This window comes from Bacillus sp. V26, assembly GCF_034296245.1.
In the GTDB taxonomy this organism is placed as follows: Bacteria; Bacillota; Bacilli; order Bacillales; family Bacillaceae; genus Bacillus; species Bacillus halotolerans.
The window spans coordinates 92,747-117,278 of sequence record NZ_JAXKQF010000004.1; the positions used below are offsets into that span (position 1 = coordinate 92,747).

Here is a 24,532-nt window from a genome sequence, read left to right on the forward strand (position 1 = left end):
TATGGTATTAAAAAGAATGAGAGATATGTTTGTTGCGTCAGTTCATGAAGGTTTGGATAAACTGGAGAACCCTAAGGTGATGCTGAATCAATACGTTCGTGATATGGAAAGCGATATTGCAAAAGCAAAACAAACGATCGTCAAACAGCATACGATTGCCTTTCAATTTAAGAAAAAATATGAAGAAGCAAATGAAGTGGCTGGAAAGCGTAAGAATCAAGCTCAGCTGGCTTTTGATGCCGGTGAAGAAGAGCTTGCGAAAAAAGCGCTGACAGAAATGAAGTATTTAGAGGGAAAGGCAGCAGAGCACAAAGCTTCCTACGAACAGGCAAGCAGCCAGCTGGCTGAGCTGAAAGAACAGCTGGCCACACTTGAAACAAGGCTTCAGGACGTAAAGGATAAAAAACAGGCGCTGATTGCCCGGGCAAACGCCGCAAAAGCAAAAGAGCATATGAACGCGACATTCGACAAAATTGACAGTGAAAGCGCGTATCGTGAATTTCTGCGGATTGAAAACCGGATTGAGGAAATGGAAATCCGTGCTGATTATTCGAAATCAGCGGAAGCCGGCACAGAATCGAGCCGAAGTGAATTTGCAGGTGAAGTAGAAGCTGAAATCGAAAAGATGCGGGAACTCTCATTGAAAAAATCAGATCAAACATCACATGCAGCAAATGAATAAGTGGGACAGGGAAGGGTTTTCGTCAAGTCCTTCCCTTCCGCGCGTATCAATTCACAGGCTTTTCCTTTATAATAGAATGAATGAGAAGGATGAAAACAAATGAAAAAAATGCTGGGCAAACTGCTGATCATTGCCGGTATTCTTATTTTTTCCGCAGTTGTAATCAAAGACGTGCTTGCTGAAGGTCTTTCATTCATAAACGGCACTGAAGCTGACTCAGCCAGTGCTTCACCGCATGAGATCGAAAGCGTAATCATTGAATCGGATCACAAGAATGTGAAGATCATAGCGGAAGAGCGTAATGACATATCAGCAACCATCTCAGGTGACTCCGGGAAATTGTTTGTGGCTGAAAAGAGAAGAAAGCTGGAGCTGACGGCAAAGGAAAAAGAATTTCAATTTTTGAATGGATTTCATCGCTCTTCCCTTGTCGTCCGCATTCCATACACGTACAAAGGCGGTTTGGCTGTGAGAACCTCAAGCGGCGACGTGTCTGTAGCCGGTAACAAACATCTCACGCTTTCCGAGCTGAACGCAGCATCTGCAAGCGGAAATATGGACGTAACGGGTATCCGCCTCCAGGAGCTGAAGGTGAAGGGCTCTTCCGGGGATGTGTCGATATCAAATACAGACGCTAAAACAGCCGGCATTCGCTTAACTTCAGGCGACGCAAACTTGGACGGTGTTTCAGGCTCACTTGATGTACGGATGACATCAGGAGACTTTCGTGCGGATGTAGAAAAGGTAGCAGGCTCTTCAGCTGTCACATTAACGAGCGGTGATGTGTATCTGGAGCTTCCCGAAAACGGCAGTTTCAAAGTCAATGCGGCTTCAGAGAGCGGAAGCGTCAGCTCGTCGTATCCATTTGCTGATACAGCACATAAAGATCATCATCAAATCACAGGCTCACATGGAAGCGGCCAGCATCTAGTTGATATTAAAACAGACAGCGGGGATGTAGCGATACAGTAGCATCTGGCAGAAGAAAGGAGGCGGAACAACCAGAATGACAAAAAAACAGCTTCTTGGACTTATGATTGCTTTATTTGGCATCAGTATGTTTTTGCAAATTATCGGAATAGGCGATCTGCTGTTTTGGCCGCTCTTTTTTCTGATTGCCGGCTATTTTTTAAAAAAGTACTCCCGTGACTGGCTTGGGTCCGTCATGTATATCTTTGCCGCTTTCTTATTTTTGAATAATCTGTTTAGCATCACCTTTAACTTATTTGGCTACGCGTTTGCCGCATTTTTAATCTACGCAGGCTACCGGCTTGTGAAAGGAAAGCCAATTTTTGAACCGAATGAGAAGCCTATCGACTTAACGAAAAAAGAAAAACAGTCCGAGCCTCCTAAAGATGTGAAACACCCTGACATGCGAAGCTTTTTTATCGGCGAGCTGCTGATGATGAAGCAGCCGTTTGACCTGAATGATTTAAATGTATCGGGTTTTATCGGCGATGTGAAAATCGACTTGTCAAAAGCGATGATTCCGGAGGGAGAGAGCACGATTGTCATCAGCGGAGTGATCGGAAACGTTGATATTTATGTTCCATCAGACCTTGAAGTGGCTGTCAGCTCGTCCGTTTTTATCGGCGACATTAATCTGATCGGCTCGAAGAAAAGCGGATTAGGCACAAAGGTATACGCCGCGTCTTCTGATTTCAGCGAGTCCAAACGCCGGGTAAAGGTATCCGTCTCCCTATTTATCGGTGATGTGGATGTGAAATACGTATGAGAAAAAAACTGCTTGCCAGTCTCCAGTGGCGCGCCATTCGCATGACAACGGGAATCAGTCTGCTCCTTTTTGTCTGCTTGATTTCTTTTATGATGGTTTACTATCGGCTCGATCCGTTTGTGCTGCTGTCGTCAAGCTGGTTCGGGATTCCGTTTATCCTGATTTTGGTGCTGATCAGCCTTACGATCGGTTTTGCGTCAGGCTACATGTACGGCAACCGGCTGAAAACAAGGGTCGATACATTGATCGAATCGATTTTAACATTTGAAAACGGTAACTTCGCTTATCGAATTCCTCCGCTCGGGGACGATGAAATCGGGCTTGCAGCCGATCAGCTGAATGAAATGGCGAAGCGGGTTGAACTTCAAGTCGCTTCCCTGCAAAAGCTTTCAAATGAACGGGCTGAATGGCAGGTGCAAATGAAGAAATCAGTCATTACAGAAGAACGCCAGCGATTGGCAAGAGACCTGCACGATGCTGTCAGCCAGCAGCTCTTTGCGATATCCATGATGACCTCCGCCGTATTAGAACACGTAAAAGATACGGATGATAAAACTGTGAAACGGATCAAGATGGTAGAGCACATGGCGGGAGAAGCCCAAAATGAAATGAGGGCGCTGCTGCTCCATTTAAGGCCAGTGACACTCGAAGGGAAAGGGCTGAAGGAGGGTCTTACGGAGCTTTTGGACGAGTTCCGGAAAAAACAGCCGCTTGATATCGTGTGGGACATTCAGGATACACCGATTTCCAAAGGAGTAGAGGATCATTTATTCAGGATCGTACAGGAGGCCCTTTCGAATGTATTCAGGCATTCAAAAGCCTCAAAAGTATCCGTCATCCTCGGCGCAAAGAACAATCAGCTGCGGCTGAAGGTCATTGATAACGGAAAAGGATTCAAGATGGGCCAGGTAAAAGCGTCATCCTACGGCTTGAATTCGATGAAAGAACGTGCAAGCGAAATCGGCGGAGTTGCCGAGGTAATTTCGGTTGAAGGAAAAGGCACACAAATCGAAGTAAAGGTCCCGATTTTCCCGGAAGAAAAAGGAGAGAACGAACGTGATTCGAGTATTGTTGATTGATGATCATGAAATGGTCAGAATGGGGCTCGCCGCATTTTTGGAAGCACAGCCCGATATTGATGTCATCGGCGAAGCATCTGATGGCAGCGAGGGTGTACAGCTTGCTGTTGAATTAAAGCCTGATGTGATTTTAATGGATCTTGTCATGGAAGGCATGGACGGCATTGAAGCGACAAAGCAAATTTGCCAGAAGCTTTCCGATCCGAAAATTATTGTGCTCACAAGCTTCATTGATGATGACAAAGTGTATCCGGTTATTGAAGCGGGAGCGCTCAGCTACTTATTAAAAACGTCAAAAGCGGCCGAAATCGCTGATGCGATCCGTGCCGCAAGCAAGGGAGAGCCAAAGCTTGAATCAAAAGTGGCGGGGAAAGTATTATCCCGGCTGCGCCACTCAGGGGAAAACGCGCTCCCGCATGAATCCCTCACGAAACGGGAGCTTGAGATTCTCTGTTTGATTGCAGAAGGAAAAACAAATAAAGAAATTGGCGAGGAGCTGTTTATCACGATCAAAACAGTCAAAACCCACATCACTAATATTTTATCAAAGCTGGATGTCAGCGACCGGACACAGGCAGCCGTCTACGCACACCGCAATCACCTCGTAAAATAGGCGTCCGTTATTTGGACGCGCCCTTCGTTCCGAAGTCTCTGACGACCACATTGACCCGGTAGTCTATTTTCGCATCGCTGAAATAATGATCATCCCATTTTCTGGCGATCTTTTTCCACTTTTGAGGATAATGAATTCTGACCTCGTTTCCCAGCCCGGTGACATCTGCTTTGATATCTTTCTGCAGTTTGTCTGTAATAAATGCTGTTACTGTTTCTTCTAATCGTTTTTCGACTGTTCTTTCAATATCTTTGATATATGAATCCTTAAACGAATCTTCATCAGGGTTCCAGTCCTCGGATAAACGCCCTTCAATATTGCGTGTGACGGTGAATGTAAACTTGCCGTCCTTGTAGGATGTCTTGATCTTACGATTGCTGGAGTACACTTCGTAAGAAAAAAGATTGCCATTATGCCTCATATCAATGACGCCTCCTTCGACCGTGCCTGTAAATAAGTTGATATTTTGAACTTCAACCGGTGTTAAATTCCGGTTCCATAATTTGTCTTTGATGATAGTGGCCCCGTTTATCGCGAGTTTGCCGTTTTCCTTACCGACATGAGGGATGAGGAACGAATCGTCAGAGGTCAAGTGTTCTGAGATCTCCCCCAATGTAACAGGCTCCATCATTCTGATCGTGACCGCATTATTCTCTGTCAGATCGTAAATCACATTGGATGCGGGTTCGCCTTGATCATTCATTTTAAATATATCCTTAGTTCTGCCATCGGTGACAAAGACGTACGAACTCCTCCTTGTTCCGTTGTCTCTGACAAACTGGTTAATGATCGCGTCCATTCCAACATGATTCGCAATCACGCTCTTGGAAAGCAGAATGAGACGCAAATGCTGTGAAAACGTAGGGTTATGCTTTAATGCAGATGTTCTCATCATTTGATGGACCGTTTCACCCTTTGTGATAGCAAGCTGTGTCGGGTCAGATGAAGAGCCTTCTTTGGAGCTGATTTTTTTTGGGACGAGAATCTGCTGTGTCAGTTCTAAATTTTTATCATCCGGCTTGTCTAAGCCAACACCGATGATCAGGCTTAATTCCTCAATATTCCGGCTGTCCCAGCATCCGGTCAGCAATAGGATACATATAAACATACTTAAAATCCGGATTTTCATTTTGCTGTAATCCTCCTTTTGAGAGCTACAATGAAAAACAGAATGAAGGGAAGCAGAAACAGGCAGACGAAAATGTACCCCAGATAATCGCTGTACATCATGACTTGATTGGCATCATCCGGCCATAAAGAAAAATAATAGACAGCCGCACCGATGAGCACCATGCTTTTTTTAGTTGATAATCCAAACGTCTTCTTCAGCCCGTTAGCGGCAAAATACCCGTAAATGACAAACGTTGTGAAAAACTGAATAATCCAGACGATCAGTAAAAACGATTCAAACCGTTCAATGAATATGCCTTTCAGCTCAAAAGACTGAAAGAGAGAAATGGTCGGCCAGATCAGCGTTTTTACCTCAGGAGCTGTCAAAGCCCCGACAACGATGATATACGTCAGGATATATAAACTAATCGGAATCAGAAATCCGATAGCCGCGTATCTGAATGTGTATTTCTTATTCTTCATATGTTCAGGAAGAAACAGCATGACTTCCATTCCTAAAAAAGAGATCGAAACAACAGTAAGGGAGTTCGCAATGGGGCCCAAGCCTTCACCTAAAACAGGGCGCAAATTATTGATGTCAAAAATTTTAAAACTGATCCCAAACACAATCAGCAAAATAATTATCGTAACCGTTAAATAAAAGGGAAACAGCCGCGAAACATCACTTAGCCCCCCAACGATTAAATAGATGCCGCAGCAGATAAACGTTATAATAATGACCTGAATCGGCGTTCTCTCCAGCAGGAAAAACTTTACCATTTCAGCCATCGCCCTGGTTTCAAAACTGGCCACTCCGATAAAATAGCAGGAGATCAAAAGCCCGATGATGCTGCCAATCCATTTCCCAAGGCCTTCCCGCAAATAATCAAACAGTGAGGGATATTGATGTTTTTTCTGAATGAGCGTGTTTAAATAAATGAAAAAAATAAAAATGACACCTTCTAATATCAGCACAATCCAGCCGTCAGGAGTATTACCCTTAGTGGTCAGCGCTCGGGGCAATGTTAAAAGACCGGCACCGAGCATTGTATTTGCAACAACAGAAATACCTTGAAAGGTATTAAGTTTGAGTGGAGTCTGTTTTTGGCTCATTTGGATTATTCGCCTCTTTTGGTTTGTTTTTAATTGGGAGACGGATAATGGAATCCTCTGTATTTTTCAGGCTGAAAAATCCATTTGGCGAAAAATACGGAGATCCAAAGCTCGTTTGTCTCGTAAGGTGCGTATAAATGACCAGCATAAATAAAATAATCCCGTACAGCCCGAGTATTGCGGCGGAAAACATCGAAATAAAACGCAGCACCCGGAAAGACAGCCCCATTCCGTATTGGGGAACGGTAAAGGATGCTAGGGCAATGACACTGACGACAATCACCATAATCGAACTGACGAGATTCGCTTCTACCGCTGCCTGTCCGATGACTACGCCCCCGACGAGGCCGATCGTTTGCCCGAGCGGATTGGGGAGACGCAGCCCGGCTTCCCTCAGCAGCTCGATGGTTACTTCCATCAGCAGGGCTTCAAATATCGGCGGGAACGGCACGTTTTCCCTGTTTGCTGAAATTGTGACGGCGAGCGCGGTCGGCAAGAGCCCTTGATGGAATGACACGAGTGCGATATAAATTGATGACAAAAACAAGGTGATAAATATAGAAGCAAAACGCAGCGACCGGATAAGGGATGCCGAGATCCAGCGTTCGTAGTAATCATCCGGAGATTGCATGAGTACACCGAGTGAAACCGGCACCAAAAGCACAAATGGGGAACTGTCCACCAAAATCGCAACCCGGCCGTTGAACAGGGCGGACGACACTTTATCGGGCCTTTCTGTATTTTGAATTTGCGGAAATGGCGAGTATTTATTATCTTCAATAAGTTCTTCAAGCGTTCCGCTGTCCTGGATATCCTCTAGTTTGATATTGTTAAGCCGCGCTTTTACTTCTTTCACAACGGACTTTTTTGCTTTGCCTTCAATGTACATCATCGCCGCCGGCTTCAGTTTGTTATCGCCAATCATGATTTTTTTGGTAATGAGTTTCGGATGAGAGGTCCTTTGCCTGATCAGAGCAAGATTTGTATCGATATCCTCCACAAACGCAACCTTTGGTCCGCGAACCACTTTTTCAGTCGTCGGCTCTGCCAGGCTTCTAGTTTGTTTCTTTCCTGTGGACAGGATATAGGCTTTGTTGAGTCCATTAACAAACACCGCACAATTGCCGCTGAGAATCTCCTTAACCGTTTTTTCTGCTGTTTCTATCGGCCTTGCGTCAATTTGGTCGAGGCGTTTTTTGACCTGCTCAAGCGTCAGCGTCTCCTCATCCTTGATTAAGGTTTTGATCGATTCTAAAACCTTCTGCTGGTCATTCAATTCACTAAAGTAGAGATAGTAAAAAACAAGTCCGTTCGCCAGCATTTTTTTATTTTTCACCAGATCATCGTTTTCTTTTAATTTTGGAAGCACCAATGCTAAATTATCGTGTATATATTCCTTAAATTCTGTTTGTTCCAACGAGGTCACCTCTTGTCCAAAACCTTAGTAGAGGTTATCTTTTCCTGTTAAAAAAATGATATACTGTGTTACAGTATTTTATGGCAGAAGTTTTTTATGAAAGCGGAGGATATGAAGTGGCACAGGTAAGACTTGCAGGAAAACAAGAAGAAATAGAACAGCTCATTAAATCATTTGAAAAGCATTACGATGTCTCTTATACATCAAGGGAGTACGGACGAACGAATCCGAAGTACAAATATTCAAAGGACTCCCGCGTATATCTTGAATTAAAATTAAAATCTGCCAAGATCGAAAAATAAAAAGGATTTTTTATATCACTGGCGAATTTGATCTATTGAAGCAACCGTTATGGAGGGATACATAAAATGGACTACAGAATTGAAAGAGACACCATGGGAGAAGTAAAAGTTCCTGCTGATAAATTTTGGGGCGCCCAAACACAGCGAAGCAAGGAGAACTTCAAGATTGGTTCTGAAAAAATGCCGATGCGTGTTGTGAAGGCGTTTGCAATATTGAAACGCAGCACGGCGATCGCTAATAAACGCCTGGGCAATCTAGATGCGGAAAAAGCGGAAGCCATTGCAGCAGTTTGTGATGATGTGCTCAAAGGCAAATACGATGATAACTTCCCGCTTGTTGTATGGCAGACCGGAAGCGGCACACAAAGCAACATGAACATGAACGAAGTGGTGGCCAATCGCGCGACTGCGTTATTAAAAGAAAAGAACTCTGATCAAACGATTCATCCAAACGATGACGTTAACCGCAGCCAAAGCTCAAACGATACGTTCCCGACAGCGATGCACGTTGCTGCCGTTTTATCTGTCTATGAACAGCTTGTGCCTGCGCTTGATCAGCTTCGCAATACGTTAGACGAAAAAGCGAAAGCATACAATGATATTGTGAAAATCGGACGTACGCATCTTCAGGATGCCACACCTCTGACTCTTGGACAGGAAATCAGCGGATGGGTGCACATGCTCGATCGTTCGAAGGAAATGATTTTAGAAGCGACAGACAAAATGCGTGCGCTTGCAATCGGAGGTACAGCTGTCGGAACAGGAATCAATGCTCACCCGGAATTTGGAGAGCTTGTTTCAGAGGAGATCACGAAACTGACAGGTCAAACGTTTAACAGCTCGTCGAATAAATTCCACGCGCTGACAAGCCATGACGAAATCACATATGCACACGGCGCTTTAAAAGCTCTTGCCGCTGATTTAATGAAAATCGCAAACGATGTCAGATGGCTTGCGAGCGGACCTCGCTGCGGCATCGGGGAGATTGTCATTCCTGAAAATGAGCCTGGTAGCTCCATTATGCCTGGAAAAGTGAACCCGACACAAAGTGAAGCACTGACGATGATCGCAGCGCAAATTATGGGGAACGATGCGACAATCGGCTTTGCCGCAAGTCAGGGGAACTTTGAACTAAACGTATTTAAACCTGTGATCATTTACAACTTCCTGCAATCCGTGCAGCTGCTGAGTGACGGAATGAACTCCTTCCATGATAAGTGTGCTGTCGGTATCGAGCCAAATAAAGAAACGATTCAGGAAAACTTGTCGAATTCTTTAATGCTGGTTACGGCGCTGAATCCGCATATCGGATATGAAAATGCCGCAAAAATTGCCAAGCTTGCCCATAAAGAGGGATTGACGCTGAAAGAAGCGGCTTTGAAGCTTGAATTGCTGACAGAGGAACAATTTAACGAAATGGTGAAACCGGAAGATATGGTAAAACCAAAGGCGTAATAGAGAAAAAACGGCTGCTTGTAAAGCAGCCGTTCTTCTAAATATATTGCTGTTTCAAGAGATATGTAAGCTGCTCGGCATCCTCTGCGAGAGCTTCCGACTCCATCAGATTATGGATCATTCCTTTTATGATCACCAGCTTCGGTGTTTTTTTCTTCATTTCTGCTTCAAGTATGTCCAAGCTCTCCGATAATTCAAAAGAGGAGTTTGTGTTCAAGCTTTTTATTTTTTCGCGAAGGCTTTTCACAATCGATTCAGTCAGCGGGTCAGGCCGTCCGTGAGACAGGGGCCCGAATAAAGAGCTTGCTTCTTCCAATGTAATGAAAGGCTCATCGTTTCGTTCAGACATGCCTTTGACCATATCATCAATTCGGTTAATAACGATATCTGCTAATTGATCCGGCTTCACAGTATACCCGAGCAAAATCATGCATTCCAGGTAAATCTGGCTGATTCCTTCTATTAGAAAACAAAGCTCCGCTGTATAAGGTTCAGCTTTCTCTCCATATATGTTTAACAGACTGTCAATGTGAAATTGAAGGGAAGTCTGTCGGATTTTTTTCGCGTATTGCTCTACTTCCTCCGTATAAGGAAGAGAACCTTCCTTCATCTGCATCGTAATAAAGTCTTTGTGTTCAAGGATGTTTTCATAAAACACGGTAAGCTGCTTGCGGTAAGCTGTTCTGGGACTGTCACCTTTCGTTTTAATATTTAAAATACGGGTAAACGTTTTATCATAATAGTAATTCAGCATAGACAAAAGCAGCGCTTCTTTAGAAGGAAAATAAATATAAAAAGCGCCTTTAGAAATTTTGCATGCTTTGGCAATTTCCTGAACCGATGTTGAGTTATATCCTTTTTGGGCAAACAGTTTAATGGCTGTTTCAATAATCAGCTTCTCTTTTTCCTTCAAATGGTTCCACCCTTTCGGAGCCTGAGGCCTACATAGGATATGACCATATAGTCATACCGTACGTTATAAATTTAACCTTATTGTAACTTGTTTTTTTATCATGTATTATTTATATTATAAATTGAGATGACCGAACGGTCAAAGCTCAAGCGAAAGGGTGAATCTGAAATGAGAGAATTGGACGAAATGATCAGCCGCTTGCGAAACAGAGGAATTAAAGTGGAAAAAGTCAAATATCCGAAGCAGACGTTGTCAGAGAAAAAATGGGTTCATCAATGCAAACAGCCGCTCAAAACAAATTACAGAGATTTTAACGGCTACTCTTTCACATAAAAAATAGACTGCAAAAACATCTACAGTCTATTTTGGCACTGCTATGCGGTATGTTACACCCGTTTTGTCATTTTCAATTGAGATAGACGCCTTATGAAGAGTTAAAATACGTTTTACGATGCTGAGACCAATGCCGAATTCGCCTTTCTTCCCTTTATTAAAAGGCTCATAGAGGCTGGAAAGCATCTCATCTTCAATATGCGGTCCGTCATTTTTAATGGTGATAAAGATATTCCGATCATCTTGTTTCATGATGATTTCAATCTTTGTTGCAGCATAGCGGATTTGATTTTCCAGTATGTTCTCCAGAAGCTTGTTCCATTGCTCGGGATCACCCGGCATGAGAATGTCTTCTTCTACATCAATTCCCCATGATAATTCTTTTCGCGCCCATTTCAGTCTTTCAATGACTTCTTCTGTCACTTCCATAATACTGAATGTTTCATGTTGTACTTTTTGCTTAGATAAGTAATCGAGCTTTGTTAAATATAATAAATCTTTTATTTTTTTCTCCAGCTTAAGGGCTTCGCCTTCAATGACATCTACTGTATTTTCAAGATCTCCTTTAGGAAAAATACCATCTTTAATGGACTGGGTATATCCCCTGATCACCATAACCGGCGTTTTTAAATCATGAGAAATATTTTGTAAAAGGGTTCTTTCTGTTTCATCCTTTTGCACGAGCTTTTGCCGCATCTCTTCGATGGTATGCCCCAATTTGCCGATTTCATCTTTCCGATCCACTATGACAGGATCATCCCAATCCTGTTCTGAAATCCGTTTGACGTGCTTTTCAAACGAAACGAGAGGCCTTGATAAATATTTCGCAAGCCAAATCGCCGGAATCCAGCTTAATAAAATGACAACCGCTATAATAAACAGCAGCTGTTTGAACAGGGTGAAGGCCAGATCGTCCCGATAAGAATCAAGTGCATAGGACAGCATCATGGCGGATTGCCCGTTGACGGAAAGTCCCTTCTTAATGACAAAAAACACTTTTTCGCCATTGATTTCAGCGCTGTATCGTTTCTTTTTGGCATCCTGTTTATCAGCCAGCTGGTATACCTTATGGATAAACGCGGACGACAGGATTCTCAAATCCTTGTCTGACGAAGCCGCTTCATTTTCGGGCAGAAGCACGTGCTGTACAGAGCGCACGGTCGTCGGCGCCGTGGCTTCCTCACTGTAATAGCGCCTTTCGATTGAACCAGGCAGGCGGTACTCAGTCAGAACATGCTGTTCATTTTCAATGGTGGTGTACGTTTCATTGGTGAAAAAATCACGCAGCGTGTTTGAAAATAAAACAAGCAATAAAATCGATATGGCTAACAGGATGCCGGAGATGACAACCCATATTTGAAACGAGAGCGGCTTGTTTTTCATGATGTCATCATCCTGTAGCCAAACCCGTAAATGGTCTCCACTTTGAGTTCAGGCATCTTTTTACGCAGCCTCCGGACAAGATCGTCAACAACGCGGTCAGTTCCAAAGTAATCATGTCCCCATACTTTGACGAGAATATCCTCACGGGAATATGGATGTCCTTTATGATGGATAAATAAGAGGAGGAGATCAAATTCCTTCGACGTTAAATTAATCAAATTGCCGTTTTCATCATAGACCTCACGGGCATCTTCCGCGACCCGATAGGAGGAGACGGCGGTTTCGTTTTTTTGTGCGGCCGGCGCTTCCTTATAGACAAGCTGCAATAGTTTTTGCACACGTATAATCAGTTCCCGCGGGAGAAATGGTTTTGAAATATAGTCATTGCTTCCAAGCTCTAACCCAAGCACTCTGTCAATATCGGCGTCTCGTGCGGAAATAAAAATGACCGGCACGTCAGGGTCTTTCTCTTTGATTTCTTTTATTAGTGTATAGCCGTCAGTATCCGGCAGCATGATATCGAGAATCCACAGGTGGGGAGACGGCGTCATTTTTTTTCTGGCGTCTTCGCCTTTCGTAAAAGATGTAATGTTCCAGCCCTCATTCTCTAAATACTTCGTCAGCAATTCATTCAGATTATCCTCATCCTCAACTAGATAAATGGTATATGACAAGGCTCTTCACATCCTTTCAACGTCATTATAAACTAGTTTTAACATACGGCAGGCAATTTTCATAATTTCACATATTCTTTTCATTTTTATCCCACAATGTTTGTTTATGATGTGTATAAGGGAAGAAAGGAAAAGAAAAGAGCGGGGAAGATGTAGGATGATCAAACATATTCTATTTTGGTGCTTTGCTTTTCTCCTCATTATTGGGACAATTGAACTTGTACATGCGATGAATATGTAACGATAAACGAAAACCGAATAAGGAGTGTATGCATATGGATTATCGACGTGATGATCAGAACGGAGAACAACACACAGAACCTTCACATACAGAAAACCAGAAGCTGATTGAGCATCCTGAACAGGAATTGCTTAATCCGCCTCATCCTGATGAAGCGGGACGAAAAGAAACGGTTTCCGCTTTAGAAATGGAAAAGAAAGAAACAGCTGTCAAAAAAGAAAAGAAGCGGAGAGCCGCATGGCTGAGCCCGATTTTAGGCGGGATCATCGGCGGCGGACTGATGCTCGGCATCGCGCCTTATTTGCCGTCTGACCATAATCAGACGACCGAGACGGCTTCCGCAAATAAACAGGTGCAATCAGACAACTTTACAACGACACCTGTGACAAACGCGACCAACGTGGCTGATATGGTAGAGGACTTAGAGCCGACAATTGTCGGAATCTCAAATATCCAAACCTCTCAAAATAACACATTCGGCACAGAAGGCAGCTCCGGCTCAGAAAGTGAAAGCGGAACGGGGTCAGGGGTCATATTCAAAAAAGACAATAACAAAGCATATATCATTACAAACAACCACGTGGTGGAAGGAGCGAATAAGCTGACTGTTACTCTGTACAATGGTAAAACGGAGACGGCCAAGCTTGTGGGAAGCGATACAATTACAGATTTGGCTGTTTTGGAAATCAGCGGAAAGAACGTCAAAAAAGTGGCGAGCTTCGGTGACTCTTCGCAGCTGCGTACAGGTGAAAAAGTCATCGCCATCGGTAACCCGCTCGGCCAGCAATTCTCCGGAACAGTGACACAAGGGATCATCAGCGGACTTAACCGGACGATTGATGTCGATACGACTCAAGGTACGGTTGAGATGAATGTGCTGCAAACAGACGCGGCAATCAATCCGGGGAACAGCGGCGGCCCGTTAATCAATTCAAACGGCCAAGTGATCGGTATCAACAGTTTGAAAGTAAGTGAAAACGGGGTTGAATCACTCGGTTTTGCGATTCCAAGCAATGATGTAGAGCCAATTGTTGACCAGCTTCTTGAAAACGGAAAAGTGGATCGTCCATTCTTAGGCGTGCAAATGATTGATATGTCACAAGTTCCTGAAACGTACCAGGAAAACACACTCGGCCTGTTTGGCGATCAATTGAGCAAAGGTGTCTATGTCAAAGAAGTTCAATCTAATTCACCGGCGGCTAAAGCAGGAATAAAATCTGAGGATGTTATTGTCAAATTAAACGGAAAAGATATCCAAAGCAGTGCGGATATCCGTCAAATCCTATATAAAGATTTAAAAGTCGGAGATAAAACAACAATTCAAGTGATACGAAACGGAAAAACGAAAAACCTGAACGTGACACTGACCAAGCAGACAGAAAGCCTCAGCAGCTAAATAGCAAAAAAGCTGAACCCGAAGAGGGTTCAGCTTTTTTTTAGCCTAAATAAGAGGAAAGCATCCACACTTGTTTTTCGACTTCATCGATTAATCCGACAAACAAGTCTGCTGTCGCATTGTCTTGATTTTCTTCCGCAAGGCCGATGACGAATTTAGACTCGCTGCTGATTTGTTTGTAGTCGTTCACCAAAGCTTGGACCATTTCTGAAGCTGACGTTTCGTTTCCGCCGTCTGTGATAGATGCTTGCTCAGTGTATTCTTTCAGAGTGGCAACAGGCTGTCCTTCGATAGCCAGCAGGCGCTCAGCAATCGTATCCACAGTTTCCGCCGCGTGGTCATACAGTTCTTCAAATTTTTCATGCAATGTAAAGAAGTGAGGCCCTTTTACATACCAATGAAAACGGTGCAGCTTGGAGTATAGAAGAAACCAGTTTGATAATTGGGTGTTCATTGAATTCTCAACTAATGTCAGGTTTGTTTTTGCGTTTTCGGTTTTCATAATCTTACGTCCTCCTTGTGATCTGTTAATTTAATTATACCATGTATTAGTTAAAAATCAATACTAAATTATAATAATTATAATTTAGATCGGCTGAATAGTTTTTTCTTCAGGATAGACTCCCATGCGGACCAAGGAAAAAGCGCTCGGAATAACAGGGTGAGCTTGACGCCTTTTCCGATCGGATGACGCAATTTCTTTAAACGCTGTTTCATCGCTAATTGATAAATGAGATCGGCAACCTCTTGGGGATCTCCGCTTTCATCGGCATTTTTTTCAACATAAGAAAGGATCTTTTTATAGTATTGATGATAAGCTGAATCGTCAGCCGGCACAGTCATGTGATTCGATAACGATGTTGACCAGATCGATGTTTTGTATGAGCCTGGCTCGATCAGAGCGGTTTCAATGCCGAAAGGAAGCAGCTCCAGACGCAGGCTTTCTGAAAACCCCTCCAATGCATACTTGGAAGAGGCGTAAGGCGACAATGCGGGAAATCCGGTTAACCCGCTGATACTGCTTACGTTTATAATCTTTGCCCTGCTATGCTTTCGTATGTAAGGAAGGACGGTTTTTGTGACATTGATTAATCCGAAAACGTTCGTTTCAAATTGCTTTCTGAAATGCTCCATCGGCACATCCTCGATAAATCCCCCGTAAGCTGTACCCGCGTTGTTGACGAGTAAATCAATTGGGGCATACGCACTTATGGTTTTTCCAAAGGCTTCGATCGAGTGTTCATCAGTGACATCGAGAGCGGTGATGTGAATGGAGTCAGCTACATGATGTTTTGCTGCTAAACCGCGCAGCTGTTCCGCTTTCTCGGGCTGCCTTGCTGTGGCAATGACGAAAAATGACTGAGCCAGTTTGACTGCTGCCAGCAGACCGAAACCGCTAGACGCTCCTGTTACGATAGCTATTTTTTTATTCATTTTCCATATCCTCCTGTTTGGCGCTACAGCTATTGTACAATGATGCATAGAGAATGACGCCATAAAAGAAATTTTTATACAATAATTCAGAATTGTTCTATAATAAAATCAAATATGGAAAGGGGTTTTGAGTCATGGGATTGCAAGGGGTAGACAAAACATGGGATCTGGATTCGTTTTTTAAAGGCGGGAGCCAGTCAGAAGAATTCAAGGGATATATTGAAAAGCTGTCACAAAGCCTGCGTGCATTTCAAGACATGACAGATGCATTTGAGGTGCCAGAAACACTTGATGATGCTGGGAGGCTGACCGCATTGCTTGATGCATTTGAACAAAATTCGGTAAAGCTGCAGCAGGCCGGTGCTTTTGTCTCTTGTCTTCAGGCACAGAATATTAGCGATCAGAAGGCGAATGAACATAAATCATTCATGCATCAGCTAGTCGCAGATTTTCAGTCCTCCCTTGTCACATTGGATCATAAACTTGTGGAGATTGATCAAGGCGTGTGGGAAGAATTGCTCAAAACACCTGGACTGCGAGAGGTATCATACATATTAAATGAAAGAAGAGAACGGGTTGCAGAAAAGCTCAGCCCAGACAAAGAAAAACTGATTGGAAGCCTTGCGGTTGACGGTTATCATGCCTGGGATGATTTATATCATATCGTTGTCGGAAAAATGACCATTCCGTTTGAGGAAAAACAATTATCTGTCGGACAGGCGGAAAACATGATGTCTTCTCAGGACCGTGATGTCAGGAAAACCGTTTTTGAACGCACCAATCAAGCTTGGGAGCGGGAACAGGATATTTTTAGCAGCACGCTGAATCATTTGGCGGGGTTCCGGCTGGAAACCTACAAAGCGAGGGGATGGGAGGACGTTCTGAAGGAGCCGCTGCAAATTAACCGGATGAAAAAAGAAACGCTGGATACGATGTGGCAGGTCATTACTGAAAATAAGCAGCCGTTCGTTCAGTTTCTCAATCGGAAAGCATCCATGCTTGGTCTCGAAAAGCTCAATTGGTATGACGTTGAGGCACCGATTGGGTCTGCCGGGAAGGAATATTCATACGATGAAGCCGCAAACTTAATTGTCAGCCAATTTTCCACGTTTGGCCGAAAGTTGTCCGCTTTTACAGAAAAGGCGTTCCGTGACCGCTGGATTGAAGCCGAGGACAGAAGCGGAAAAAGAGTCGGCGGCTTTTGCACGAGCTTTCCGGACAGCGGGGAATCCCGTATCTTCATGACGTTTTCCGGCAGTGCCTCGAACGTCTCAACGCTTGCCCATGAACTCGGGCATGCCTTTCATCAGGAAGCGATGCTCAATGTAAGGCCGTTAAATCGATCCTACGCCATGAACGTAGCGGAAACTGCTTCAACTTTTGCGGAAATGATTGTAGCAGACGCGACTGTCAATCAGGCGGAGACAAAGGAAGAAAAGCTTGTGCTTCTGGAGGATAAAGTGCAAAGAAGCGTTGCTTTCTTTATGAATATCCATGCGAGGTTTTTATTTGAAACGAGATTTTACGAGGAACGAAAGCGGGGAATTGTGCCGGCGGACCGTTTAAACGAGCTGATGGAAGAAGCGCAAAAAGAAGCGTTCTGCGGCGCTTTAGGCGAGTATCATCCGCTATTCTGGGCGTCAAAGCTCCACTTTCATATTACGAGAGTGCCGTTTTATAATTACCCTTATACGTTCGGCTATCTGTTTTCTCTCGGTATTTACGCTCTGGCGCTTGAAGAAAAAAACACGTTTGAAGAGAAATATATAGCGCTATTGCGTGATACGGCATCCATGACCGCAGAAGATTTAGCGATGAAGCATTTAGGCGCAGATATCACGAAGAGAGACTTTTGGGAAAATGCCATCAAGCTGGCAGTGCAGGACGCCGAAGCCTTTTTGCAAATGACTGAATCATAAAGGAAAGCCGGGCGCTGGAGCCCGGCTTTTTCTGTTCTTTTCTCTGAATGAGGATTCCATCCCTTGGACATACCTAAAAGAAATGGAATTCTACAGGGGGGAACCATTATGCATTTGATCAGAGCGGCGGGGGCCGTTTGTCTCGCAGTTGTTCTGATTGCAGGCTGCCGTCTCAATGAAGAACAGCAGCAAGCAGAAGGAGAAAATACGGCAGTAACTCATATGAAATCTGTTCCTTACAGCAATTTCTCGCTTCGCGTCAGCTATGGTGACGGTGAGCATAATCGCTATGAAGGGATATACGAAAAAAACGGAACTCATGAAACAGCAGAAATACAAGATAAGCTCTCAGGCATCAATCAAGAGGGAGAAGAAGCGCTGGATGAGATGAAAATGATTCTGAGCGAGCTATCCGTGACAGATCAAATGGCTGAGAAGGAAGTGATTCACAGTGTGCTGGCGGCTTTTAACCTTGACAGCCACTATGATCATATCGACTTAAAACTGAAGCTTAAGAACGGGGCTGTCAGAGAAATTAAAAAATAATCATGTGCTGAAAAACCCATAACCGCCATTTTTGACCAGAAAACTAATTGAAAATGATTTTCAAAGTCAATGTTTTCTGCTACAATGAGGGATATATGACCATATCAGAGACTGAATATTGTATCACTTGCATTGATGACAATTTACTTACATGCATGTCTATATAAAACGTGCGATACATAGAGCTGCTAAAAAGCCAGCAAAAAGGAGCGGTTAAGGGTATGAGTGCAATTTCTACAGAAACGCTGAGCTTAGGGTACGGGGATGCCGTTATTATTGATGAACTGAATTTAACGATTCCAAAAGGTGAAATTACCGTATTTATCGGCAGCAACGGCTGCGGAAAATCGACACTTTTACGTTCGTTGGCGCGGCTGATGAAGCCGAGAGGCGGTTCTGTGCTATTGGAAGGAAGAGCGATCGCCAAGCTTCCGACAAAGGAAGTCGCAAAGGAGCTTGCCATTCTGCCGCAGGGGCCTTCTGCTCCGGAGGGACTGACGGTGCATCAGCTTGTAAAGCAGGGAAGATATCCTTATCAAAACTGGCTGAAACAGTGGTCAAAAGAGGATGAGGCAGCTGTTGAGAGAGCGCTTAAAGCCACAAAGCTGGAAGATATGGCTGACCGCGCCGTTGATTCCTTATCAGGCGGACAGCGCCAGCGGGCTTGGATTGCGATGACGCTTGCCCAGGAAACGGATATTATACTTCTGGATGAACCGACAACGTATTTGGATATGACGCATCAAATAGAAATTCTTGATTTGCTGTTTGAGCTGAATGAGAAGGAACAGCGGACGATCGTCATGGTGCTCCATGATTTGAATTTAGCGTGCCGCTACGCACATCACCTTGTGGCTATTAAAGATAAACAGATTTACGCTGAAGGCCGTCCGGAAGAGGTCATTACTTGTGATCTGGTGCAAAATGTGTTTTCTATGAACTGTCAGGTCACACAGGATCCGCTGTTCGGAACGCCTCTTTGCATTCCTCATGGCCGGGGCAGATGCATTGTCCGGGAAGCGGCTTTCACATCACATGGATAAATAACACGGCTAAAGGAGCTTTCATCAATAAGAAAGCTCCTTGCTGTTTTTTTGAAAGGAAGATGTATAAATGGAACAAAAACTGCAAGAACAGCTGGATGGATTGCTTGAAAAATATACCGAGCTGCTCCTTGGGGAGTCAAATCATGAATTAAAAGAAGAAGTGAAGCAGTGGATCTTGTACACGCATATCGCCAAAAGCATGCCTCCGCTCGCCAAGCATTGGAATACTACATATCCTGACGCGAAGCAGGGCATGAAAGACATCATACAGCATATCAAACAGTTAAACGAAGAGCATCGAAACAAAGAATAGGCTAAAAAAGCAGTCTGCCGCTCATGAACGGCAGACTGCTTTTTGTTATGTGGCTGTTTCATTTGGTGCGAAGGAATCCATAAAGGTGCGCAGCGCGCTGCTGATAAACGAATCCTTCCGGAAAATAAACTCCGTTTTCATCTGTCTGAGAGGTTCAGGGAGCGTGTACAATCGGATCGAACCTTCAGACTCGTGTTTTTGTACAACAGTCCGCGGCAGCAATGAGATGCCAAGGCCCGCTGTTACCCCGCCTATAATCGCTTCAAGTGTGCCGAACTCCATAATCACCGGCTGTGTGACGCCGACGGAATGCAGCCATTTTTCAAGAGTATCTCGGTACGAACAGCCTGTGCTGTAAACGAGAATCGGCTTTGTGATCGCTTCTTCTGCACAGGATACAGATGCAGCGGACACGACTACGGGCTCCTCCTCAAATGCGGGGAAGGACTGAAGCTCAGGATGATTGCATTCACAGCCGATAAACGCTCCATCGAGTTCATACCGAAGAACTTTATCGATTAAAAATTGTGTATGCCCTGTTGTTAAAGACAGCTGTACGTTTGGATACTCTTCATAATACGAAGCAAGCAGTTTTGGAAGCCTGACTGCGGCGGCTGTCTGAGTGGAACCGATCATCAGCTGTCCGCTCGGCTCAGTTGAGGAAGAGAGCGCTTTGGACGCCTCATCCAGCAGCCCGATAATTTTATCCGTATAATCCAGCAGAAGCTTTCCGCTAGAAGAGAGTGTCATCCCTCGATTATGGCGCAAAAAAAGGGTGGTGCCGAGCTCAGCTTCCAATTGCTGAATTCTGGCCGTCACATTTGATTGCACGTAGCCAAGCTGCAGTGCGGCTTTCGTAATTGTGCCTTCACGGGCTACCATTTGAAACACACGCAGATCTCCGCTTTCCATGTTGAATCCCCCGTTCTTTTGATATCAATCTAAATGATATCGAGTATCTTTAACAATCATTATACGTAACACCAAACCTCCATTACAATAGAATCAGCAGTTTAGATTTCAAAATATATACAAACAACAAGGAGTGGCGGCAATGGATCTTAAAAACAAAACAGCTCTCGTCACTGGGGGCGGCACGGGAATAGGAAGAGCAGCGTGCATTGAATTAGCGAAACGCGGAGCGATTGTTGCGGTGAATTATTCATGCTCGCGAGCTGAGGCGGAGGAAACAGCAGAAATCATCAGTAGAGAGGGCGGGCAGGCCGTTGCTATCCAAGCCGATGTGTCCAAAAACAGTGAAGTGCAGGACATGGTTCAAGCGATAGTAAAGCAATACGGCACGATTGACGTTTTAATCAACAACGCAAGTATTACACGGCATATTCCAATGGATGATCTCGACGCCGCGACAGAGGACGTATGGGACGCGTTGTATGCAGTCAATGTCAAAGGAATGTTTTTTTGCGCGAGAGCAGCGGCTCCTTTCATGAAAAAAAGCAAGGCTGGGGCGATCATTAATACCGGCAGTATCGCGGGGGCAACCGGGGCGGGCTCTTCTATGCCTTACGCTGTGTCAAAAGCAGCAGTGCACGGGCTGACAAAATCATTGGCACACGCTTTGGCGCCAGAAATCAGAGTGTGCGGTGTCGCACCCGGAGCTGTCGCGACAAGATGGTGGGCGGGGCGTGAAGAAAAAATGAAAAATTTGAGCGGTACTTTGCTGTTGCAGCGAATTGCTGAAGCGAGTGATGTGGCACGGCTGATTTGTTCCGTGCTTGAACAGGAATCCCTGACAGGACAAATCATCACGATTGACAGCGGCCAGACGATGTAAAGAAAGGAGCGGCGTGAGAGATGCCATTTGTACAGATTCATTTACGAGCGGGGAGAAGCAAAGAATGGCTTCAAAAACTGAGCAGAGCCATTCACCAGTCTATGATCGCAGAAATCAATGTACCGGCTGATGATTACTTTCAAGTGATCCGGCAATACCAAAAAAGCGAATTTTTTTATGATCCGTCTTATTTACAGGTAGAGCGCACAGATGAACTGATTTACATCCATTTTACATTGAAAGATTCAAGAACAATAGAACAGAAGAAATCGTTTTACCATTCAGTGGCAAGCCGGATACATTCGGAGCTCGGTGTAAGAAAAGAAGATGTGTTTATCATATTGGCCGGAAATCAGGATGAGGATTGGTCCTTCGGAAACGGAAGGGCCCAGATGATCGAATAAAAAAGCCCCCGCGGTTATGTCCGCGGGGGAGCTATTAATGAGAAGGGGATTCAACGGCTTTTGCCGCTTTTTCCTTTTGTTCATCCGTTTTCTTATTCGAAAGCTTAATAGGTTTTAAGAATAAGGTAAATACAGCTCCGACTGCGATAAAGATGAGGCCTGCATAAAAAACACTGTGGAGCGAATCCATCAACGATGTTTTTAATATCGGCATAATATGGGATGAGAAAGCCGCAGGGATTTGTTTAATTGCGTCCGGGCTGAACAGTGATTGCAGCAGCCCTTGCGGATTTGTATCAATCATACCCTTTAGCTGGGCGGCAAATGAGCTTGCCTGTGCCGGAAGCGAATCTAAATATGGAACCAGTTTATCAGTCAGCAAGCTTCCGGATCTGGCATTCATTACAGCGCCCAGCATGGTAATGCCGAATGTGCCCCCGATAGAACGGAAGAATTGGCTGGAAGAGGTGACGACCCCAAGCTCCTCTTTCGAAAAGCTTTCCTGTAAAGCCAGCGTCAGAATCGGCATCACAAGACCCATTCCAAGACCGATAATGGCCATATAGGATGTTGCGACAAGTTTGCTCGTGTCTAAATCCAAGGTGGTTAACAGAAGGAATCCGCCAGCCATAATCAGCATGCCTGTTATGATTTGCGGTTTAATTCCTATTTTGTAAACAAGCTGGCCGCCGATAATGCTTGTGATGATCATTGAGATCATCATCGGTGTCATAATGGTGCCTGATTCAGACGCGCTTACACCGACAATTCCCTGCATAAAGAAAGGAACAAACGTAATCGCGCCAAACATTCCGATACTCATAAAAAAGCCGATCAGGTTCAAAAACGTAAATGTTCTATTTTTAAATAGATACATTGGAAGGATCGGTTCTTTCGCTATCGATTCAACAATAATAAAGCTCACAATCCCGATCAGTGCGAGTGCGAACAAGCCGAGAATCTGCCATGAACCCCATGCGTAATCTTTCCCGCCGAAGCTTAGGGCAAGAAGAAGGCTGACAACCCCGACAATCATTGTAAAAATACCGGCGATATCAAAGTTGATCGGACCGGTCTGCTTACGGCCCTGCAATCCTCTGGCAATAAAAATAACCGCGATAATTCCAACAGGAAGGTTAATGTAAAAAACCCATTTCCAGTTTAATGAATCAACGATCCAGCCGCCGATTTGCGGCCCGATAACAGAGGCAAGCCCGTAAATGGCTCCAAAGACCCCTTGGAATTTGGCACGCTGTTTCCCTGTAAATAAGTCACCAATGACAATCATGGCCATCGGCATCATAATACCTCCGCCAATTCCCTGCAAACCGCGGAAAATAATCAATTCTGTCATATTGTTGGCCATTCCGCACAGAGCTGAAGCAGCCATAAAAATAAGCAACCCTGATACATAGACGATCCGGCGCCCCAATAAGTCGGCTAATTTACCGGCAATCGGCACGACCGTTGTTGATGTTAACAAATACGCCGTAGTCAGCCAGGTCATCATGCTCAAACCGCCAAGATCTCCGACGATTTTCGGCATGGCAGTTCCGACAATGGTACCGTCAAGGGCTGAGAAAAACATGGCAATGATTAAGCCTGTTATTAATAAAGTCCGTTTTGATTGTTTTCCTTCATTACTCATTTCATCCGTTTCCTCTTTTCCTATTTTACTTTTCATTGGTTTCGGTAGCAGCTTGTGCCAGCTTTTTCGTCATATGCGCTGCCTGCAGCAGTTCCTCTTCCGTCAGGTAGGAAAGGTATCGTGCCATTATGGCTTTTCTGCCCGCCAAAACGTCCTCGAACTTTCTGTCTCCTTCATCGGTAAGGCTGATATTAATGACTCGTCTGTCTTGTGTATTGTGTTTTCTGACGATCAGACTTTTTTGTTCAAGGCGGTCTGCCATTAACGTTACCGCGCTTGGCTTGACCTCCATCCGTTCGGCAATTTCAGAAATTTTAAGGCTGCCATTCTTTTTTAAGCTTGCAAGCACAAACAGCTGCGCGGGGGTAATCCCCTGTTTCTCCATGCTATCCAGCATTTCAGGCTGTATCTTTTGAAAGAGCGCCTGAAGCGATAATTGAATATCAGACATTAACTGATCCGCACTCTTCATCTTCATTTCTCCTCTTTAATATAACTCATGTTTATATTTAATGTTTTTAAATAGTTAATGCTTATTAAATATAAATAAGCGTTAATAAAAAGTCAACTGATTTTACACACAAAAAAAGGATAGATGCCAGTAAAGCACATCATACCCTTTTTGCGGATCTGATTGATGGAACTTTATTGCTGATAAGGAGACTGCTGCTGAATGGTTTGCTGGAACTTTTGATAGGATTGCTGCAGCTTTTGGGCGTCCTCTGCTTCAACAGTATACCATCCATATTGGAACATGAGATCATACAGTTTTCTTTGCGCTTTTTGTGACTCATCAAAAATGGATTGAATATCCTGATAGAGAGATTCATGGCTGAACTCGTGCAGAGCAGTGCAATACGCAGTGGTCATGTATTTTTCCGTTGTCAAAAGTTCATTGACGACATCTCTGTCATTCATTTCTGATGTAGTCGGCACAGGTGTTTGCGGGTTGCTGATTTTCTGATTTTGCTGATTCATTTT

General features: G+C 44.3%; 26 protein-coding genes and 1 pseudogene. 15 read left to right on the plus strand and 12 right to left on the minus strand.

What is annotated here, in order from left to right:
• Position 1 precedes the first annotated feature (1 nt).
• From liaH to liaR, 5 genes are all read left to right on the plus strand, one after another.
• Positions 2-682 (plus strand): stress responsive protein LiaH, encoded by a 681-nt coding sequence (gene liaH, locus UJ203_RS13785; protein ID WP_024122802.1) that lies wholly within the window; start codon positions 2-4, stop codon positions 680-682.
• A gap of 99 nt (positions 683-781) precedes the next feature.
• The gene (locus UJ203_RS13790; protein ID WP_322011622.1) at positions 782-1,654 is read left to right on the plus strand and encodes a DUF4097 domain-containing protein; all 873 of its coding nucleotides are present in this window, start codon (positions 782-784) and stop codon (positions 1,652-1,654) included.
• 34 nt (positions 1,655-1,688) lie between these two features.
• Positions 1,689-2,417 carry a cell wall-active antibiotics response protein LiaF gene (liaF, locus tag UJ203_RS13795; RefSeq protein ID WP_322011624.1) on the plus strand — a complete coding sequence of 243 codons (729 nt, stop codon included), beginning with the start codon at positions 1,689-1,691 and terminating at the stop codon, positions 2,415-2,417.
• Positions 2,414-3,496 (plus strand): two-component system sensor histidine kinase LiaS, encoded by a 1,083-nt coding sequence (gene liaS, locus UJ203_RS13800; protein WP_105991591.1) that lies wholly within the window; start codon positions 2,414-2,416, stop codon positions 3,494-3,496. Before liaF ends, liaS begins: the two co-directional genes overlap by 4 nt.
• The gene (liaR, locus tag UJ203_RS13805) at positions 3,474-4,109 is read left to right on the plus strand and encodes a two-component system response regulator LiaR (protein ID WP_024122798.1); all 636 of its coding nucleotides are present in this window, start codon (positions 3,474-3,476) and stop codon (positions 4,107-4,109) included. Before liaS ends, liaR begins: the two co-directional genes overlap by 23 nt.
• Positions 4,110-4,116: 7 nt before the next feature.
• On the opposite strand, the gene UJ203_RS13810 is transcribed toward liaR, so the two are convergent.
• Genes UJ203_RS13810 through UJ203_RS13820 form a run of 3 tightly spaced genes read right to left on the minus strand, consistent with a single transcriptional unit; the run spans position 4,117 to position 7,749 of the window.
• Complete coding sequence (locus UJ203_RS13810; RefSeq protein WP_322011627.1) at positions 4,117-5,238, minus strand: Ger(x)C family spore germination protein; 1,122 nt, start codon at positions 5,236-5,238, stop codon at positions 4,117-4,119.
• Positions 5,235-6,332 (minus strand): spore germination protein, encoded by a 1,098-nt coding sequence (locus UJ203_RS13815; RefSeq protein ID WP_322011629.1) that lies wholly within the window; start codon positions 6,330-6,332, stop codon positions 5,235-5,237. The genes UJ203_RS13810 and UJ203_RS13815 overlap by 4 nt, the downstream gene beginning before the upstream one ends.
• Positions 6,301-7,749: a spore germination protein gene (locus UJ203_RS13820; RefSeq protein ID WP_305934720.1), complete on the minus strand. Its 1,449-nt coding sequence runs from the start codon at positions 7,747-7,749 to the stop codon at positions 6,301-6,303. Before UJ203_RS13820 ends, UJ203_RS13815 begins: the two co-directional genes overlap by 32 nt.
• Positions 7,750-7,865: 116 nt before the next feature.
• On the opposite strand from UJ203_RS13820, the gene UJ203_RS13825 reads away from it, so the two are divergent.
• On the plus strand, positions 7,866-8,051 hold the full coding sequence (locus UJ203_RS13825) for a YvzF family protein (RefSeq protein WP_010331829.1): 186 nt from the start codon (positions 7,866-7,868) through the stop codon (positions 8,049-8,051).
• 66 nt (positions 8,052-8,117) lie between these two features.
• Complete coding sequence (gene fumC / locus UJ203_RS13830) at positions 8,118-9,506, plus strand: class II fumarate hydratase (protein WP_010331827.1); 1,389 nt, start codon at positions 8,118-8,120, stop codon at positions 9,504-9,506.
• A 37-nt stretch (positions 9,507-9,543) separates the two neighbouring features.
• Here the strand turns inward: fumC and UJ203_RS13835 are convergent, their stop codons facing one another.
• On the minus strand, positions 9,544-10,419 hold the full coding sequence (locus UJ203_RS13835; RefSeq protein ID WP_044159068.1) for a TetR/AcrR family transcriptional regulator: 876 nt from the start codon (positions 10,417-10,419) through the stop codon (positions 9,544-9,546).
• Positions 10,420-10,587: 168 nt separating this feature from the next.
• On the opposite strand from UJ203_RS13835, the gene spxO reads away from it, so the two are divergent.
• Positions 10,588-10,752: an anti-adapter protein SpxO gene (gene spxO / locus UJ203_RS13840; protein WP_003221681.1), complete on the plus strand. Its 165-nt coding sequence runs from the start codon at positions 10,588-10,590 to the stop codon at positions 10,750-10,752.
• Between the two features lie 27 nt (positions 10,753-10,779).
• On the opposite strand, the gene cssS is transcribed toward spxO, so the two are convergent.
• Positions 10,780-12,135, minus strand: coding sequence for a secretion stress-responsive two-component system sensor histidine kinase CssS (gene cssS, locus UJ203_RS13845; RefSeq protein ID WP_105991596.1), 1,356 nt, complete (start codon positions 12,133-12,135; stop codon positions 10,780-10,782).
• On the minus strand, positions 12,132-12,809 hold the full coding sequence (gene cssR / locus UJ203_RS13850) for a secretion stress-responsive two-component system response regulator CssR (RefSeq protein ID WP_105953858.1): 678 nt from the start codon (positions 12,807-12,809) through the stop codon (positions 12,132-12,134). Before cssR ends, cssS begins: the two co-directional genes overlap by 4 nt.
• Before the next feature lie 275 nt (positions 12,810-13,084).
• Here cssR and UJ203_RS13855 point away from each other — a divergent pair, with 275 nt between their 5' ends.
• Positions 13,085-14,446, plus strand: a complete 1,362-nt coding sequence (locus UJ203_RS13855; protein ID WP_322011636.1) for a S1C family serine protease — start codon at positions 13,085-13,087, stop codon at positions 14,444-14,446.
• A gap of 40 nt (positions 14,447-14,486) precedes the next feature.
• Here UJ203_RS13855 and mrgA read toward each other — a convergent pair whose 3' ends face one another.
• The gene (gene mrgA / locus UJ203_RS13860; RefSeq protein ID WP_322011638.1) at positions 14,487-14,948 is read right to left on the minus strand and encodes a metalloregulation DNA-binding stress protein MgrA; all 462 of its coding nucleotides are present in this window, start codon (positions 14,946-14,948) and stop codon (positions 14,487-14,489) included.
• Between the two features lie 77 nt (positions 14,949-15,025).
• Positions 15,026-15,880 (minus strand): oxidoreductase, encoded by an 855-nt coding sequence (locus UJ203_RS13865; RefSeq protein ID WP_322011640.1) that lies wholly within the window; start codon positions 15,878-15,880, stop codon positions 15,026-15,028.
• A 134-nt stretch (positions 15,881-16,014) separates the two neighbouring features.
• Here UJ203_RS13865 and UJ203_RS13870 point away from each other — a divergent pair, with 134 nt between their 5' ends.
• The 4 genes and pseudogenes from UJ203_RS13870 to UJ203_RS13885 all read left to right on the plus strand — a co-directional run bounded on the left by UJ203_RS13870 (position 16,015) and on the right by UJ203_RS13885 (position 19,704).
• Positions 16,015-17,799 carry a M3 family oligoendopeptidase gene (locus UJ203_RS13870; RefSeq protein ID WP_322011642.1) on the plus strand — a complete coding sequence of 595 codons (1,785 nt, stop codon included), beginning with the start codon at positions 16,015-16,017 and terminating at the stop codon, positions 17,797-17,799.
• A gap of 108 nt (positions 17,800-17,907) precedes the next feature.
• Positions 17,908-18,345: a YusW family protein gene (locus tag UJ203_RS13875; RefSeq protein WP_095714038.1), complete on the plus strand. Its 438-nt coding sequence runs from the start codon at positions 17,908-17,910 to the stop codon at positions 18,343-18,345.
• Positions 18,346-18,566: 221 nt separating this feature from the next.
• Positions 18,567-19,388 carry an ABC transporter ATP-binding protein gene (locus tag UJ203_RS13880; RefSeq protein ID WP_024122786.1) on the plus strand — a complete coding sequence of 274 codons (822 nt, stop codon included), beginning with the start codon at positions 18,567-18,569 and terminating at the stop codon, positions 19,386-19,388.
• Positions 19,389-19,415: 27 nt separating this feature from the next.
• Positions 19,416-19,704, plus strand: a pseudogene (locus UJ203_RS13885) (YusU family protein).
• A 45-nt stretch (positions 19,705-19,749) separates the two neighbouring features.
• Here the strand turns inward: UJ203_RS13885 and UJ203_RS13890 are convergent.
• Positions 19,750-20,616: a LysR family transcriptional regulator gene (locus tag UJ203_RS13890; protein WP_268509729.1), complete on the minus strand. Its 867-nt coding sequence runs from the start codon at positions 20,614-20,616 to the stop codon at positions 19,750-19,752.
• Between the two features lie 142 nt (positions 20,617-20,758).
• Between UJ203_RS13890 and UJ203_RS13895 the strand changes: the two genes are divergently transcribed.
• Together UJ203_RS13895 and UJ203_RS13900 are read left to right on the plus strand one after the other, a co-directional pair.
• The gene (locus tag UJ203_RS13895) at positions 20,759-21,499 is read left to right on the plus strand and encodes an SDR family NAD(P)-dependent oxidoreductase (RefSeq protein WP_322011650.1); all 741 of its coding nucleotides are present in this window, start codon (positions 20,759-20,761) and stop codon (positions 21,497-21,499) included.
• 20 nt (positions 21,500-21,519) lie between these two features.
• Positions 21,520-21,903, plus strand: a complete 384-nt coding sequence (locus tag UJ203_RS13900) for a tautomerase family protein (protein WP_322011652.1) — start codon at positions 21,520-21,522, stop codon at positions 21,901-21,903.
• Between the two features lie 34 nt (positions 21,904-21,937).
• Here UJ203_RS13900 and mdtP read toward each other — a convergent pair whose 3' ends face one another.
• The 3 genes from mdtP to UJ203_RS13915 form a co-directional block, all read right to left on the minus strand.
• The gene (gene mdtP, locus UJ203_RS13905; RefSeq protein ID WP_322011654.1) at positions 21,938-23,551 is read right to left on the minus strand and encodes a multidrug efflux MFS transporter MdtP; all 1,614 of its coding nucleotides are present in this window, start codon (positions 23,549-23,551) and stop codon (positions 21,938-21,940) included.
• A gap of 25 nt (positions 23,552-23,576) precedes the next feature.
• Positions 23,577-24,023 carry a MarR family transcriptional regulator gene (locus UJ203_RS13910; RefSeq protein ID WP_322011656.1) on the minus strand — a complete coding sequence of 149 codons (447 nt, stop codon included), beginning with the start codon at positions 24,021-24,023 and terminating at the stop codon, positions 23,577-23,579.
• A gap of 173 nt (positions 24,024-24,196) precedes the next feature.
• The gene (locus UJ203_RS13915) at positions 24,197-24,529 is read right to left on the minus strand and encodes a spore coat protein (RefSeq protein WP_024122779.1); all 333 of its coding nucleotides are present in this window, start codon (positions 24,527-24,529) and stop codon (positions 24,197-24,199) included.
• Between the last annotated feature and the right edge of the window lie 3 nt (positions 24,530-24,532).